At 44.4% G+C, this 15,068-nt stretch carries 13 protein-coding genes and 5 tRNA genes; 10 read left to right on the forward strand and 8 right to left on the reverse strand.

The features are described from left to right. Positions 1-571 precede the first annotated feature (571 nt). Together KCO92_RS06480 and KCO92_RS06485 are read right to left on the reverse strand one after the other, a co-directional pair. Entirely contained in the window at positions 572-1,699 is a 1,128-nt protein-coding gene (locus KCO92_RS06480) for a hypothetical protein (protein WP_233710537.1), read from the reverse strand. Between the two features lie 2 nt (positions 1,700-1,701). Further along, on the reverse strand, positions 1,702-2,562 hold the full coding sequence (locus KCO92_RS06485) for a hypothetical protein (protein ID WP_233710536.1): 861 nt from the start codon (positions 2,560-2,562) through the stop codon (positions 1,702-1,704). 377 nt (positions 2,563-2,939) lie between these two features. Here KCO92_RS06485 and KCO92_RS06490 point away from each other — a divergent pair, with 377 nt between their 5' ends. Then, complete coding sequence (locus KCO92_RS06490; RefSeq protein ID WP_104696276.1) at positions 2,940-3,275, forward strand: DUF485 domain-containing protein; 336 nt, start codon at positions 2,940-2,942, stop codon at positions 3,273-3,275. A gap of 64 nt (positions 3,276-3,339) precedes the next feature. Beyond that, positions 3,340-4,923 carry a cation acetate symporter gene (locus tag KCO92_RS06495; protein WP_233709822.1) on the forward strand — a complete coding sequence of 528 codons (1,584 nt, stop codon included), beginning with the start codon at positions 3,340-3,342 and terminating at the stop codon, positions 4,921-4,923. Here the strand turns inward: KCO92_RS06495 and KCO92_RS06500 are convergent. The 3 genes from KCO92_RS06500 to accD are packed head-to-tail and all read right to left on the reverse strand — an operon-like array spanning position 4,904 to position 7,258. After that, on the reverse strand, positions 4,904-5,938 hold the full coding sequence (locus KCO92_RS06500; RefSeq protein ID WP_104696274.1) for a hypothetical protein: 1,035 nt from the start codon (positions 5,936-5,938) through the stop codon (positions 4,904-4,906). The two genes, KCO92_RS06495 and KCO92_RS06500, sit on opposite strands and share 20 nt — an antisense overlap. A gap of 46 nt (positions 5,939-5,984) precedes the next feature. Beyond that, on the reverse strand, positions 5,985-6,413 hold the full coding sequence (locus KCO92_RS06505; RefSeq protein ID WP_104696273.1) for a 23S rRNA (pseudouridine(1915)-N(3))-methyltransferase RlmH: 429 nt from the start codon (positions 6,411-6,413) through the stop codon (positions 5,985-5,987). Then, positions 6,410-7,258 (reverse strand): acetyl-CoA carboxylase, carboxyltransferase subunit beta, encoded by an 849-nt coding sequence (gene accD, locus KCO92_RS06510; RefSeq protein ID WP_104696272.1) that lies wholly within the window; start codon positions 7,256-7,258, stop codon positions 6,410-6,412. The genes KCO92_RS06505 and accD overlap by 4 nt, the downstream gene beginning before the upstream one ends. Positions 7,259-7,351: 93 nt before the next feature. Between accD and KCO92_RS06515 the strand changes: the two genes are divergently transcribed. The 5 genes from KCO92_RS06515 (at position 7,352) to KCO92_RS06535 (ending at position 7,760) form a co-directional block, all read left to right on the forward strand. After that, positions 7,352-7,427, forward strand: a tRNA-Lys gene (locus tag KCO92_RS06515). After that, positions 7,428-7,502, forward strand: a tRNA-Glu gene (locus tag KCO92_RS06520). A gap of 2 nt (positions 7,503-7,504) precedes the next feature. Then, positions 7,505-7,580, forward strand: a tRNA-Val gene (locus KCO92_RS06525). A 1-nt stretch (position 7,581) separates the two neighbouring features. Next, positions 7,582-7,658: transfer RNA gene (locus KCO92_RS06530), tRNA-Asp, on the forward strand. A 26-nt stretch (positions 7,659-7,684) separates the two neighbouring features. Further along, a tRNA-Glu gene (locus KCO92_RS06535) sits at positions 7,685-7,760 on the forward strand. Here KCO92_RS06535 and KCO92_RS06540 read toward each other — a convergent pair. Beyond that, complete coding sequence (locus tag KCO92_RS06540) at positions 7,761-8,492, reverse strand: cell surface protein (RefSeq protein ID WP_233710535.1); 732 nt, start codon at positions 8,490-8,492, stop codon at positions 7,761-7,763. 109 nt (positions 8,493-8,601) lie between these two features. Here KCO92_RS06540 and der point away from each other — a divergent pair, with 109 nt between their 5' ends. From der to dnaN, 3 genes are read left to right on the forward strand one after another with little or no spacing between them, the layout of a single operon-like run. Continuing rightward, positions 8,602-9,915 (forward strand): ribosome biogenesis GTPase Der, encoded by a 1,314-nt coding sequence (der, locus tag KCO92_RS06545; RefSeq protein ID WP_104696271.1) that lies wholly within the window; start codon positions 8,602-8,604, stop codon positions 9,913-9,915. After that, a complete protein-coding gene (locus KCO92_RS06550; protein ID WP_104696270.1) occupies positions 9,915-11,648 on the forward strand; it encodes an ATP-binding protein in 1,734 nt (577 codons plus the stop codon). The genes der and KCO92_RS06550 overlap by 1 nt, the downstream gene beginning before the upstream one ends. A gap of 33 nt (positions 11,649-11,681) precedes the next feature. Further along, complete coding sequence (gene dnaN / locus KCO92_RS06555; RefSeq protein ID WP_104696269.1) at positions 11,682-12,779, forward strand: DNA polymerase III subunit beta; 1,098 nt, start codon at positions 11,682-11,684, stop codon at positions 12,777-12,779. Between the two features lie 8 nt (positions 12,780-12,787). Here dnaN and KCO92_RS06560 read toward each other — a convergent pair whose 3' ends face one another. Beyond that, a complete protein-coding gene (locus KCO92_RS06560; protein WP_104696268.1) occupies positions 12,788-13,783 on the reverse strand; it encodes a HoxN/HupN/NixA family nickel/cobalt transporter in 996 nt (331 codons plus the stop codon). 106 nt (positions 13,784-13,889) lie between these two features. Next, positions 13,890-14,891: a HoxN/HupN/NixA family nickel/cobalt transporter gene (locus KCO92_RS06565; RefSeq protein WP_104696277.1), complete on the reverse strand. Its 1,002-nt coding sequence runs from the start codon at positions 14,889-14,891 to the stop codon at positions 13,890-13,892. Positions 14,892-15,068 lie beyond the last annotated feature (177 nt).

Raw genomic sequence — 15,068 nt, forward strand, 5'->3', positions numbered from 1 at the left:
TGTAGCGTCAGTTTGTCTAGCGTATAATCTAGGAAGAGTGTTACTAGAACATGTGAGAGAAGTTTTAAGCCACAACCCTGCGACTTTCTTCCCATGGCTTGCAGATGGCTTCAAGTGCGGTGCAAAGACCCTAAGCTTCTTTTGTGTCTGTTTGTCTACTTTCGCCGGCTCGTCCTCTTTTTCACATACAAGGCACAGGAAATGATCACCCAGATTATTTCTTTTAATGGCTAAGGTCTTGGGTTTGCCTACAAAAGGACTTAGGGGTGTAGAAAGATCACAAAAAAGCACTGATATACGCTACTCATGGGAGTGCTATTTGTGTGATATGGGGGCAGAGTTTTGTTGTGCTCTAGAGTTGACATACTCTCCCATAACTAAAGTTAGAGGATTCTAGCTTTAGTGGAGATCGCGGCTTCAAGCAGGGCAGCTCCATTTGGAGTCTTACATTCCCTATTCCAAAGGTTGATGCCCCAACCCCAAGGGTATTACCCCTTGGTTGCACAAATATTAGCACAGCTATGTTGGTGCTAGCCTTATATCAAGGGGTAAAAACGCAATCTTTCAATCCTCAATCCTCTCTTTTGTATTCATAAATAAAAGGCACAGGGTGGTAATCCACCACTCTATTACCACAAGCTCCCATGCCAAAAAAGGCATCTTGCCAATTAGCCCATTTGTGTTCTTGGTGCTTCTCTTTGGGGCTGGAGCAATCAAGATTGACATAATAAGTGCCCTTAATGGCAAAATAATTTTGGAACAAGGCAATTTTAGCGGCGTTGTTTTGGCGGCAACGGACTTGTTGGTTAAAGGTTTGGATATCGCCATTGTTATCGGTGTTTCGCTCATCCGTGAGGATGATATGCAGATTTGCCTTTTTAAGCATTTGGGGAAAATCCTCCACAATGCGCTGGCTTTGAGCGAAAATCTCCATATTACTATCAAGCGCACTGGGTAAGACAATATAGAGGTCTTTAGCTTGGGGGTTTTGAGAAAGGATCGTAACGATTTGAGAGGTAGGAATGAGATCAAAAAGGGCGTTAAAATCGCGGTGGTAGTAGGCATCATTAGCCTTTTGCATCTCTTGCATGCTCTGCCTAATCATTTGGCGGGCTTGCTTAAATCCACCAGAGGGGTTAGTGAGTTCAATACCCAAAGTGTTGCCCTTGTCTAAAATCCATGTGCTATAAGTGGTGGTGCGCACACCCCAACCATAGAATGCGCCTTGATGTGCTTGGCTATAATCCTTGATCTGGGCGATGTTAAAATCTGTCCCTTCTAAGGGTTTTAGAGATAAAAGGGCGATGTCTCTAGGGTCGGTTTCTTCTCCCTCATCATCCCCTTCAGGCACCTTATTGTTTAACATATCCCTAATCTTAGGGGGCGTGTTCTCATAGGCGCGCGCCTCTTGTATTCTCTGCTGGATATAGGTTTTCTCTTGGGGCGTGGCGCGCTCTAAGAAATCTTGAGCCCTGTAAGCTTGGCTGTTATCTTTACTCACTACAAAGACATACAATTTGTCATATACTTCAGAGCGCACTGCAACCACCACATCAAACTTAGCATTTAAACTCGTGCGCTCTTTTTCAAGGGGATTAGCACCTAAAAATTTAGACAACGCCTGTAAATTATCCTCACTAGTAAGCCCACTGGCAAGCAAACTGCCTATACAAAGGCATAATAACATTAACAAACGCATGACTAATCCTTTTTAGGGAGTGTGTAAAAGAGGGGCAAGAAGAAAGCCAGATCATCTGAATCTGTAACGCGATTTTTAGCAAGCCCCAATCTAAGGGTCAATCTGATGTTTTGCGTGATGCGTGCCATAGTTTTATGTTCTAATGTATGAGTCTCTGCTTCATTATCCAACACATCAGAGTCTAAAAACCGCGTGCATTGTTGCAAACGCGCTATGGTGCTAAGGTGTTGCGGGTTTTGTTGAAAATATTGTAAGCAAAGAGCTGCCCCCAAGAAGAGAGTATTCTCCACATCTTCACTAGGGTATCCTCCTAATAATACCACATGCACCCTTGCCTCTTTGGTGAGCTTTTCAAGCTTAGCTACAATCTCTTTGGACGGGACTCCTTTAGAGATGTAATAGACCTCCCTAGAGGGGTGCTGGGATGGGGATTCTAGGGTGATGATGTTTTTTGGAGGCAGTGCCTTGATAAATGCTTTAAAATCCTTAGCATGCGTGGCGATAAAACGCTCCTTTTGCAAGGGGTCATTATGCTTTGCTGCTTGCTGACGCAACTCTAGGATTTGCTTGTAATCTCTTGGATCGGGTAAAACTAGCCCTCCGTTGGCAGCTAACATTAAACTACTTTTGGGATCCCATAAAGACACTTCTTGCTCTTGGGTTTGCACATTCTGCGCTAACAAGACATTAAAAGAGGTGGCGTGTAAGGGCACTTGTTTTAAAATCATAAACACTTCCTTTGGCTTGGAAGAGGGAACAAAATGCAAATACACCCGTTTGGTGGCTTTGGTGTCAAAATTTGAGGGGTTAGCCCCAAGCATGGAAAGTAAGCAGAGCCAAATGAGGGTTATAGATGGACGCATATGGTGACCCTTGTTGTTGTTTTCTTTCAAGCAAAAAACCCACCCCTTTTTAGCAATTGTAATGAACGCCACATAGTATCCTTGTAGTCTAGTTACAGCGTATAGCCTTTTCTTCAGGTTTTATATCCTAAGAGAATGATTTTATACCTGTTTTGTGGCTACATCTCGCGTATCGATTTTATACATCCTTAATTATGTTTGTGCGGAGCTCTGTGTGACACTTAAAACTTGCGGGCTGTAATGCCCGGGCAGATAGTTTTTATCGTTACTAAATATCACAATCACATCTCAATAGGAAGAATGTGAAGGCTGAAGACACTCAGTATTTTAGTTAATCTGTGCAACACTTCTCTTAAGCAATATCGAAAGGAGAATGCATGCAAAAAATGTCTCAAGAATGTGTGCGGTCGTGGAAGGCGTTCGTAACCATGCGAACTAAGGTCAGTTGGTGGCTCGCTGTCGGGGTTTTTGTGTGCTACTACGCATTTGTATTGGGGATTGGACTTTTTCCTGAAGTCTTAGCCTATCGTCTAGGGCCTAGTGCCATTACACTGGGCATCATGGCTGGAGTTTTTCTGATTCTGCTATGTATTGCGTTGACAGGACTCTACACCTTTTTGGCAAATGAATACTTTGATCGTAGGCAGGCGGAAATTCTCGATCAGCTCAAACAGAATGGCGCATTGGAGGGCATGCAGCATGGCCAAATTTAAATTCTTATTCATATTCATTGGGTTATGTGGCGCAGGTGTTCTTGGAGGTGCGGGTTTTTCAGACATGCAAGTGAACAAACAGGCATTCAACCCGACAGCTGTTTCCATGTTTGCTCTCTTCGTGTTAAGCACTCTTTTCATCACCTATTACTCTAGTAAGAAAAGCCAGAGTGCCAGCGGTTTTTATACTGCAGGGGGGAATATCACAGGTTTGCAAAACGGAGTCGCTATCGCTGGAGATTATATGAGTGCGGCGAGCTTTTTGGGTATCACAGCTTTGGTGTTTACCAATGGCTTTGATGGACTGATTTACTCTGTAGGATTTTTAGTTGGATGGCCCATTATTCTATTCTTGATTGCTGAGAAATTCCGCAATCTTGGTAAGTTTACCTTTGCAGACATCACGGCCTATCGACTAGAATCCAAACCCATCAGGCTTCTCTCTGCCATCAGTGCTTTAAGTGTTGTGATTTTTTATTTAATTGCGCAAATGGTAGGAGCAGGGCAGCTCATTCAATTGCTGTTTGGACTTCCCTATTCTCTAGCAGTAATATTAGTTGGTATTTTGATGATCTGTTATGTCGCTTTTGGGGGCATGCACGCCACGACATGGGTCCAGATTATCAAGGCAATTCTACTTTTGTTGGGAGCCAGCTTTATGGCTGTGATGATTTTGTATCTCACCAAGTTTGATCTCAGCTATTACTTTGCCCAAGCCATCAAACACCACCCAAAGGGTGAGGCCATCATGGCTCCGGGCACTTTTTTACCCAACACAACTGCAGCGGTATCCTTGGGACTTGCGCTCATGTTTGGGACAGCGGGTTTGCCCCATATTTTGATGCGCTTTTTCACAGTTAAAGATGCCAAAGAAGCGCGTAAATCCGTCTTTTATGCGACTGGTTTCATTGGTTACTTTTATATTTTGACCTTCATTATTGGATTTGGTGCCATTGCATTGCTCTACGCACACCCTGACTTTGTCAACTCAGATGGCACTTATAATGGGGTGAAAAACATGGTGGCCATCAATTTAGCAGGAGTGGTAGGAGGGGATGTGTTCTTGGGCTTTATTAGCGCCGTAGCATTTGCGACCATTTTGGCCGTTGTCTCTGGATTAGCAATTTCAGGGGCTGGGGCGATTAGTCATGACTTGTTCGTCAATGTCTACAAGGGGGGAGTGTGCGATCCCAAATTGGAAATAAAGGTTACCAAAGGTGCCACTATTTCATTGGGCGTGCTAGCCATTATCTTGGGGCTCGTGTTTGAGAACCAAAATGTCGCCTTTATGGTTGGGCTTGCCTTTGGTATTGCTGCCAGTGTCAATTTTCCCATTCTCTTTTTAAGTATCTATTGGAAAAACCTGACTACAAAGGGAGCTTTCTGGGGTGGCTTGATTGGTTGGCTAGCGGTGGTTACCATGGTTTTACTCAGCCCTAGCATCTGGGTAAAAAGTTTCGGCCATGCGCAAGCCATTTTCCCCTATGATCACCCAGCTATTTTTTCCATGCCCTTGACTTTTATCCTAATTATCTTAATTTCCAAGCTCGATCGCAGCGCACGCGCGCAAGTGGATAAGGCTGGCTTTAAAGCCCAGGATTTTCGTGCACAGAGCGGTGTGGGTATTTCTAGTGCAAGCGTGCACTAGGGGTTCCAAAGAAAACTTCTAGGGGGTAGGTTTTATCTAGGGTTTTGAGCTCTAAGTAGGCGTTGATCGCCATAAACTCGTCCTTAGGGTGGCTATTCAAGCGTTCTCTGGCCTGATCAATCATCTCCAAATCGAGCATAACATAGAGAAAGCTCTTCTCAGCGTGCTCGTCCTTGGCTGCTAGAGCTTCGAAAAATTTAAAGCGTGCATCTGGAGCAAGGAAAGCCTTGGATTGCTTGGCCAAACGCAAATAGTCTCGCCCCTCATAGCCCACCAGAGTGCACAAACGCACCATTTCTTCTTGCTCTAGTATAGTTTTACCTTGCCAGTAAGTATCAAGGAGACGATCCAAAACATCTTTGTCTAAGAGTTTTTGAGCCCCTTTAAGTGCCTTAGCTAAGTCTTTGCTCGATCCACGCTCCATGATAGCGATGAGTGCGGCGCGCTTGATCTCTGGATTTAGGTCCTCACGCTTGAGAAAATCCTGCGCGTATTTGAGGTCTTGGTGAACTTGGTTACGCAGATTGTGGAGATAAAAGGGATTCTGAGGGGCAAAATCGTACTTGTGCAAATCTACGGCGCGATCCTCATTGATGTCTTGGTAATAGGTAAAAAGACGATCGATTTTCTCATACCCGCTTTCAGGGCTGCTTGGATCGGCATGGAGATTAAAACGACTAAGAACCTTAGAGAGGGTAGAAAAAGTAGGGTTATGGTAATGAGATTTGGTGAAAGTATTTTTGATATCCTGCTCTATGATCTGTTGCACGAGTTTATCTAGATCGCGCCGCTCATGGTAGCGAGAGAATAAGCCTGTAACATTGCCATAGAGCACAAAGAGCAATGTAAACCCAAAGAAGAGCAACACAATCCCCACAGCCCAAAGAGCAATGGGCAAATCTAAAGTGCTTGTAGAGATAGAAATGGAAAAATAACCCGGAGCGATGCCATGTACATACCAACCCAATACAATGATAAACAACAGCGTAAAAGCCGTATAATAACGCAGTTTCATAAGCTTCCTCCAAAACGCGCATTATAGCCTAAAGTAGCTAATAGCTCTATTTGTGGTAGGGGTGGTGGTGTAAAAGACTTAGTGCTCTGAAGATTTGTTCACATAGCACTAATTTAGCGATTTCGTGGCTGAATGTGAGTGCACTCAAGGAAAGAGTGCTGCATTGATCTAGAAAGGCCTTCTCAAATCCCAAAGCGCCTCCAATGAAAAAATGCACACGGGCATGCGCAGCTAAAAATTGGCTAAAACTCTCACTGGTATAACTAATGCCACTGGGGTGCAGCGCTAGAGCGAGTGTGCGTGGCTTGAGATAGGGGCTTAGGGCTTTGGTGTAGCTGACTTGATTTGCCCCCTTAGGAGGGATATCCACCACTTGCAAAGTCGCATTAAATTGCTGGCACTGGCGCTGGTAGTGCTGGACAAGGGGGATAAGTTGAGGATTAGGTTTAGCGATGGCGTAAATACAATAGGTCATGTGTGCGTGAGCATGCCTACCAGGTCACTGATACTCTTTTTAAGGTCTTTACGCTGGATAATCATATCAATCAAGCCATGCTCTAATAAAAATTCCGCACTCTGGAAACCTGGAGGCAACTCCGTTCCGATAGTCTGCTTGATCACACGCGCGCCTGCAAAGCCAATCATCGCGCCCGGTTCGGCAATGATGAGATCGCCCAAAAAGGCAAAAGATGCGCTCACACCTCCAAAGGTTGGATCTGTGAGCAGGGAAATAAAGGGCAATTTGGCCTCTGAGAGTTTGTTAAGAGCTGCACTAGTCTTGGCCATTTGCATGAGCGAATAAGTGGATTCCTGCATGCGCGCCCCCCCGCTGGCTGAGACGATCAAAAGAGCTTGTTGTTTTTTCACCGCTCGATCAATGGCACGCACGATCTTCTCCCCCTCTACAGAGCCCAAAGAGCCTCCCATGAAGGCAAAATCAAAGATCACGACCTGCATTCTGATTCCATTGATTTCCCCCTCTCCGCCAATCACTGAGCTAGGCCGCCCCGTTCTAGCCTGGTATTTCTTCACACGTTGTTTATAACTCTCTTTGTCCACGAAGTTGAGTGGATCGACGGGTTTAAGTTCTTTATCAAACTCGACAAAAGTCCCCGGATCGCAGAGAAAATCGATGCGATCGTTAGTCCCCATGCGAAAGTGGTAATGGCATTTCAAGCAGACATGATGTTTGGCAAACACTTCTTTGTAATACATCAGTGCATTGCACTGGGGGCATTTAATCCAATGGCTTGGCATGTCTTGTTTAGATGCTTGCACTCTGTTCTTCTTTAAGTTTTTTAGAAAATCCGCAAAACCCATATAATGACCTTAAAGAGTTAATGTGGGTTATGTTAGCACATTTAGTCTTGACAAAGCCTTGTAAAAATTGTAATATTACTCTTTCGTGCAAATGACCCGTTAGCTCAGCAGGTAGAGCAATTCCCTTTTAAGGAATGGGCCGCTGGTTCGAATCCAGCACGGGTCACCAGGCTCCTTCATCTAGTGGTTAGGATACCACCCTTTCACGGTGGTTACAGGGGTTCAAATCCCCTAGGAGTCACCACAGGTCGCTTAGCTCAGTTGGTAGAGCGCCACCCTTACAAGGTGGATGTCATAAGTTCGAGTCTTATAGCGACCACCATGGAGCGGTAGTTCAGCTGGTTAGAATACCTGCCTGTCACGCAGGGGGTCGCGGGTTCAAGTCCCGTCCGTTCCGCCACCTCATTTAAACAACACTCTCCGCAAGACCCCTTCATCTAGTGGCCAAGGATACCACTCTTTCAAGGTGGAAACGGAAGTTCAAATCTTTCAGGGGTCGCCACTATCTAGGGCATTCTAAAAAGAGTTCGAAACTTGCTTTATTGCGCAACTCTCGTTTGAAGTCCAGATTAATGGTGATTTCCTTGCTCTGTGCAAAAGTATCGATGAGTTGTTTGCTAACTACCACACGACAACCGGTAACATTGAATTTATAGGGGATTTTATCAATGATGATTTGAAAGCGCGTGGGCGTTCTAGGCTTGAGCGCATAGCGTTGGTAAGAAGTGTTGATACTGGCTTCTGTCTCAGGTTTTTGCGAGTATTTATAGGTATTAATTCGCCCCTCCACATTAGTGATTCGCGTTGCCGAATCGTTGAGAGAAAAGATTTGGGTTTGCCTCTTAGTAGACAATGTCTCCCCCTGCATGAATTTCTGCAATTTAAAGGAGTAAATCTCCAAGAAAAGTTTGCCATGGGATTCCATAACACCCACATCTTTTTGTTTTAAAGGATAATAGTTCTCTTGGGAGAATACAACCTTTTTAGGACCATCTCCCTTAACCTTGATGACTTGTTTGGTAGTAGTCGTGCTAGCTGATGGACTAGGGGATGGTGTAGCATGATTATGGTTAACCGTATTGGTGATATCTTCTTTGTAATTGAAATTATAACTAATAGGCTGGTTGGTGTAGGGATGTTGAGCGCATCCAAAAGAACCTAGAAGGATAGCAACACAGACCGCGACAACGCCATAAAGATTATCAGAATTGAGTGCCCCAAACACTTTTCTCATCAAAAAACCCTTCTTAAGTTTTAAAGCATATAATAGGTAACTATGTCTTAATTATAGGGGTTTTAGTAAACTTCATGCTTAAAGCAAAACCTAGCAATACAGGCTTAGGATGTCCGTGATCGCTCTTGTAGGTCGCCCTAATGTAGGGAAAAGCTCCCTATTTAATTGCCTAACTAAGGGCAGACGAGCCATCACCTCCGCAGTCGCAGGCACAACTAGAGATATTAAACCGGCCGTGGTTTCTCTAGGAGGGTATTTTGTGCGACTCTTAGACACTGGAGGTCTCGATCCTGGACATGTTTTAGGAGCCCAGATCACCAAACACAGCCTCGAGATAATCCAAACATGTGATCTCGTGCTCTATGTTGTAGATGGAAAGCAAATGCCCTTAGATGAGGATAAACATTATTTTCACCAGATGTGCCAAAAGGTGCAGCATTGCTTTCTCATTGTCAATAAAATAGATAATGATCAAGAGGAGATGGAGGCCTATGGTTTTGCGAGTTTTGGGGCGAAGGCGATGTTTTGTGTTTCAGCTAGCCACAATAGAGGTCTTCAAACCCTCATAGAGGCTGTGATCACTGCGCTAAATTTTCAAAAGACTCCTCAAGAGATGCTCCTCCACACGCCTGCGATTCAAGTGGGCATTATCGGACGCGTGAATGTGGGAAAAAGCTCCCTGCTCAATGCTTTAGTGCAACAAGAACGCGCCCTAGTTTCAGAGATCGCGGGCACAACCATTGACCCAGTGGATCAGAGTATTACTTACCAAGGGCAGGAAATTTGCTTCGTGGATACAGCGGGTTTGCGTCAAAGAAGCAAAATTCAGGGGTTAGAGAAATACGCCCTAGATCGCACAACGAAGGTGCTCGAGCAATCCCAAATTGCCATCTTGGTATTGGACGCTAGCACTCCCTTTGTAGAGCTAGATGAGAAGATCGCCGCTTTGGTAGATAAACATCGTTTGGGTGTGGTAGTTGTGTTTAATAAATGGGACATTAAGCATGCCAAGTTTGAGGCAATTATGGAGAATTTCACGCATAAGTTCAAATTTCTGCACTACGCGCCCACGATTACAGCCAGCGCGCTAGACAAGCGACACATTGAAAAAATTAAAGACAAAATCCTGGAGGTGTATGCACATTTTTCTAAACGCATTTCTACCAGCACACTTAATCAGGTCATTACAGAGGCAACTCAAAAGCATCCCCTGCCCAGCGACCATGGCAAGATTGTACGCATTTACTACAGCACTCAGTTTGCTTCCTGTCCACCCCAAATTGCTCTAGTGATGAATCGCCCCAAAGCCTTGCATTTTAGTTACAAACGCTATCTCGTGAATGTGTTGCGCCAAAAGTTCGGGTTTTTAGGTACTCCCATTGTCTTGAGCACACGGGACAAGAAAGCTCAGATCGAATCCTAATGCAATACCTAATCGATTTTTTGGAGGCAAGCGATGTCAAGCAGGCACGCATTTTCTACGCACTCAAATGTAGCGTAGAAGAGGCCTTGATTCTGCAATATTTAGCCAAAGAATATCTCAAAGGCCATGTGGAGGTGGAAGTCTTACCTCTATTAGAGGCTCTTTTCCAAACCCATGATTACCAAGCTCTCAATTATCTTGAGCATGTGAGAAATCTCTTAGAGCTCGAATGGATTTCCCAAGAAAAGCGCATTAAACGCTCGGAAGTCTTGCTCCTAGAATTAATGGATAGTTGCATTACCCTTAGTTCTGCGTTTTTCAAACTCGCCCAAGAAGGGCACAGCGCACACCCATTTTTGGATACCACTCCCTATGAAGATCATCTCGATTACTTCAATGACTGGTTTTTAAAAATTGACTTGCTACGCAAGCTCCAGCGACAAAAAACCCTCCAAGCTAGCACGCACACTCAGCAACAATTGCAACTTTTAGAGCACAAGATCAGGGCGCGCACAGAGCTCACCTCTAACCCTCTGTCCGTCCAAAAATTTTTACATAAACATGCCTTGAGTGCTCAGGAAACGACCCTCTTCTTTGCCCTACTTAAGAATGAGTACGGAGAGGATTACAGCAGACAAGAAGATACTTGTGATTTTAAAAGCCTGCTAAATTTACTCAGCGCAGATGGGAGTGCACGCCAGAGCAATGCTATTCTATTAGGCCCTCAGAGCACCCTCATCAAGAAACATATTATGGATTTTGAGGAACTGCTTGATCCCTTTGAGCGAGGAATGATTCGCCAATACTTTTTGCAAGAATGGGTGATCAATGCTATCACTGCACCTAACCCTCACATCAAAGGCAACGCCACCCTCAAGCATATTCTCAAAGATAGTGATATTTTCGAGGCCTTAGAACCCAAAGTAGGTTTAGATGCGGTTATTTTAAGTCAAAAAACTAGGGAAACCTTAGAAATTCTACGCAAACAAATGGAGCCTGCGATACAAGCACGCCTCAAAGCATGGGGAGTAAGAAGCGGAGCGCGCCATCATATCCAGGCTAAGATCATCTTCTATGGTCCTCCAGGCACGGGTAAAACCATGAGTGCGCTCGCCCTGGCCAAGAGCTTGAAAAAAGAAGTGTTGTGTTTTGATTGCTCTAAAATCCTCTCTATGTATGTGGGTGAATCCGAGAAGAATGTGCGCAAGATTTTTGACGATTACCACAAGATTGCCAAGCAATGCAAAAATCCTCCCATCCTCTTCTTAGACGAAGCCGATCAATTTTTAAGCAGTCGCACTACAGCGGGCAGTGGGGCAGATAAAATGCACAACCAAATGCAAAATATCTTTTTGCATCAGATTGAGAAATTTGAAGGGATGCTTATCGCCACCACTAATTTGTTAGAAAATTTGGATACTGCCTTTTCACGCCGTTTCAACCATAAAATCGAATTCAAACTTCCCACCTTTGAGCAACGCGTGCAGCTATGGCAACAACACCTGCCTCAAAATGCCCCCTACGCTCCTCCACATACCCTCAAAACTCTTGCTCATGCTCTTGCAAGGTATGCTCTAAGTGGAGGGCAGATTGCCTTGGTTGTCAAGAACACCGCCTACAGAGTTGCAACCTACCCACACCCCACTTTTACCCTAGAGGACTTTCTCGTCGAAATCAACAAGGAAAGACGAGGCAATTTTGAGGGCGCTAAAAATATTGGATTTGGGGTTTAGGCCTCTTATCCTAAAATTGTCTAAAGGAAATTTGTGAAGTTTGTCATTGCCAAAACCCAGCTAGAAAGCGCGCTCAAGGACCTGATTGCCTTTACTGATAAAAAGGATTCAAGCAACATTGCTTCTCATGTGTGCATGGAGGCGCAGCAAGATGTGCTAGTGTTGCAAGCCAATGATCTAGAAATGGGCTTGTGTTTAACTTTAGAAGTTAGCGCACAAGAGGAAGGTAGTGCAACCCTGAATGCAAGGCACTTGCTAGACATTGTGTCTAAATTAGAGTCGGGCGACTTGATGCTAGAGCGCCAGGAGGATTTTGTACATGTAAGCTTCAAGCGTTCTAAATTTAAGCTACCTTTATTTGACAAGGCATATTTTCCAGAATTCCCTGCCTATGCGCACCTGCCCCATGTGCATTTTAGCGACACTACTTTGGGCGATCACTTTAAAAAGCTTGCCCAAGTGATCACAACGAATGCGTCTAAGTACGAATTTACAGGTGTCCTTTTGGCACTTCAAGAAAGTTTAGAACTTGTAGCCACAGATACTAGACGGCTTTCTTTAGTGCAGATGGAGGTGGAAAAATTAAATACAGATACGCGCACAGAATTTATCCTTCCCAAGCGTGCCATGCTCGAGATCATTAAACTCTTTAGGGGAGATTTTGACATGTTTTACGAACCTAAAAAATCTGAAGATTCACAAGAAGCCAGCATGCTCTTTTTCAAGAACGCCTCAATGGTGCTTTTTTCCAAACTCATCAGCGGGAAATATCCCAGCTATCAGGCCATTATCCCCGCCAGTTTTGCACACCAAATCAATCTCAAGACCCAAGATTTTAAGGAGGCAATTAATGTTACCCATGCCTTGGGAGCAGTGACCAAGATCATCTTCCATCCCGATAAAATTGAGTTTGAATCCTCAAGAACAGAAAGCTCCGGCTTTGCTTCTACCTCCATAGAGGCCAAAACCCCCCTAGAGGGTTTTGTAATCCACGCCCAAGCACGCTACCTGCTCGATGCTCTCAATGCTCTCGCCACCCCCACTTTCGAGCTCTGTCTCAATGCTCAGGACACGCCCTTTGTGATCCGAAAAGATGCTTTTATGACAATCATCATGCCCGTGGTGGAATGATTCCAAGATCATGCTCTAGGCATACCCCATCTCTCCTCGATGCGCCCAAATTTCCAAATTCCATAGGAAAATGCCCACACGATGACAAAAACACCAACAATATAGTAGCCTAAATGCTCAAAATCCAAGTTTTGAATATAACCTAGCATGCCTGCAAACTCCCAGTGCATTTGTTCACTAAGCACTTGAAAGAGTTGGATAGAGCCAATTCCTAGCGCAACAATCACACCTAAACTTGTGATTGTGATATTGTAATAGATTTTACGCACAGGGGTCTTGAAGGCCCAATCATACGCCTTAACCATAAAAATCCCATCGCAGGTATCAAACAAAGTCATTCCGGCCGCAAAGGCGATGGGCAGGGCCAGCATTCCCAAAATGCTTGTTTCAATCGCCACGCCAGCCAAAGCCAAAAGGGCAATCTGGCTTGCCGTTCCAAAACCCAGACCAAAGAGAAAACCAACAGGGAAGACATGCCAACTCTTAGAAATAAAGCCAAATAAAGAGCTAAAGAAGCGTTTCATCAAACCATTTTCATCCAACATGGTTTCTAGGGCTTCTTGTGTGTATTTATTTTGGCGACTAGCTTTTAAAACCTTAAAGAGGTCTGCCAAGATAGACGCATTTAGAATACCCACCAAGAGCAAGAACAAGCCTGAAACCATCATACCCACCACACTGCCCACTTCCTCCAAGATGGGGGCATGGTGTTTAGCCCAGTGAAAGGCAAAGGCACTAGCCACCGTTACTAAAATCACCACGCTAGAATGCCCCAAAGAGAAGTAAAAACCCACCCCCATTGCATCTTGCTTTTGCTGGGTGAGTTTACGCACGGTATTGTCAATACAAGCGATATGATCGGCATCAAAGGCGTGTCTGCTGCCCAGAATATATGCCGTGAGTGCGGTGCCATAAAAGAGCGGATTATCCGCTAGGACTAATAAAACCAAAACCAGTAGATGTAAGAATAAAATTGCTAAAGCATAAGGTAACCACGAACGCATGTTAGAATCTCCATACTTTTTTGTTCAACAAATTCTAACATGATAACCATTCTTATTTCTTAATGCGGTTTGGCAAACCAACTAAGTTGTGTATTTTCTACACAGACTAAGCTCCAGCATTCCTACTCCACTTCTCTTCAATGCGCCCAAATTTCCAAACTCCATACGAAATAGCCCATACTAACACGAACATGCCCACGAGGTAATAGCCCAAATCCCCAAAATCTAAGTTTTGAATATAGCCTAATACGCCATCAAACTCCCAGTGCATTTTTTCGCTCAGCACCTGGAAAAGCTCCACCAAGCCAATGACCAACGCCACAATAACCCCCAAACTTGTGATGGTGATATTGTAATAGATCTTACGCAAAGGGGTTTTAAAAGCCCAATCGTACGCCTTAACCATAAAAATCCCATCACAGGTGTCAAACAAGCTCATCCCCGCGGCGAACAAAATGGGTAAGGAGAGCATGCCCAAAACACTGACTTTAACCGCAGCCCCAGACAATGCCATGAGCGCGATTTCACTAGCCGTGTCAAAACCCAACCCAAAAAGAAAACCGATGGGATAAAGATGCCAAGATTTAGAGACAAAGGCGAAAAGAGGTTTAAAGAAGCGTCCAATCAAACCTCTCTCTTGTAATTTAGCCTCCAATAGCTCCTGATTGTAATGTGCGTTGTCGCGGGTTTGTTTGAATATCCGCAACAAGTCTACCAAAATCGCTGCATTCAAAATCCCCACGATTAACAAAAACAAGCCAGAGACTAAAGTCCCGATAATCCCACCGATTTCCTTGAACATCGGGGTGTGTTCATTAGCCCAATGCACGGCAAAGGCAGTGGCGACGATCATCAAAAACACTACACTGGAATGCCCTAATGAAAAGTAGAAACCCACACCCATAGCATTCTGCTTCTGCTGTGAAAGTTTACGCACGGTATTGTCGATACAAGCGATATGATCGGCATCAAAGGCGTGTCTGGCCCCGAGCACATAGGCCCCTGTAGCAAGAGCGTAAAAACTAGGTTGATTAGCCATGACTAGGAGTATCAAGCCCACAAGATGCAACAACGCAATGACAAGCACATAAGGTAACCATTGGCGCACGAGAACCACCTCATTATTTTGAATTAAATAATACGCCATTATAAAATGTCTTAACAAACAGATACTAAATGATACTAGATATTCCAAGACAGACAATCCAAATCTTACAAGTCGCGTAAATTATGTTAGAATGAAGGCCTATTTATCAAGAGAAGGAGTTTTCATGGCTGTAAGTTT

This window comes from Helicobacter salomonis (genome assembly GCF_017979425.1).
GTDB classification, from domain to species: Bacteria; Campylobacterota; Campylobacteria; order Campylobacterales; family Helicobacteraceae; genus Helicobacter; species Helicobacter salomonis.

Coding starts and splice junctions, on each gene's coding strand:
- KCO92_RS06540 (WP_233710535.1), bottom strand. CDS start 8,492: ATGAGAAAAGTGTTTGGGGCACTCAATTCTGATAATCTTTATGGCGTT.
- KCO92_RS06500 (WP_104696274.1), bottom strand. CDS start 5,938: ATGAAACTGCGTTATTATACGGCTTTTACGCTGTTGTTTATCATTGTA.
- KCO92_RS06480 (WP_233710537.1), bottom strand. CDS start 1,699: ATGCGTTTGTTAATGTTATTATGCCTTTGTATAGGCAGTTTGCTTGCC.
- KCO92_RS06550 (WP_104696270.1), top strand. CDS start 9,915: ATGCAATACCTAATCGATTTTTTGGAGGCAAGCGATGTCAAGCAGGCA.
- accD (WP_104696272.1), bottom strand. CDS start 7,258: ATGGGTTTTGCGGATTTTCTAAAAAACTTAAAGAAGAACAGAGTGCAA.
- KCO92_RS06490 (WP_104696276.1), top strand. CDS start 2,940: ATGCAAAAAATGTCTCAAGAATGTGTGCGGTCGTGGAAGGCGTTCGTA.
- KCO92_RS06485 (WP_233710536.1), bottom strand. CDS start 2,562: ATGCGTCCATCTATAACCCTCATTTGGCTCTGCTTACTTTCCATGCTT.
- KCO92_RS06560 (WP_104696268.1), bottom strand. CDS start 13,783: ATGCGTTCGTGGTTACCTTATGCTTTAGCAATTTTATTCTTACATCTA.
- der (WP_104696271.1), top strand. CDS start 8,602: ATGTCCGTGATCGCTCTTGTAGGTCGCCCTAATGTAGGGAAAAGCTCC.
- KCO92_RS06505 (WP_104696273.1), bottom strand. CDS start 6,413: ATGACCTATTGTATTTACGCCATCGCTAAACCTAATCCTCAACTTATC.
- KCO92_RS06495 (WP_233709822.1), top strand. CDS start 3,340: ATGCAAGTGAACAAACAGGCATTCAACCCGACAGCTGTTTCCATGTTT.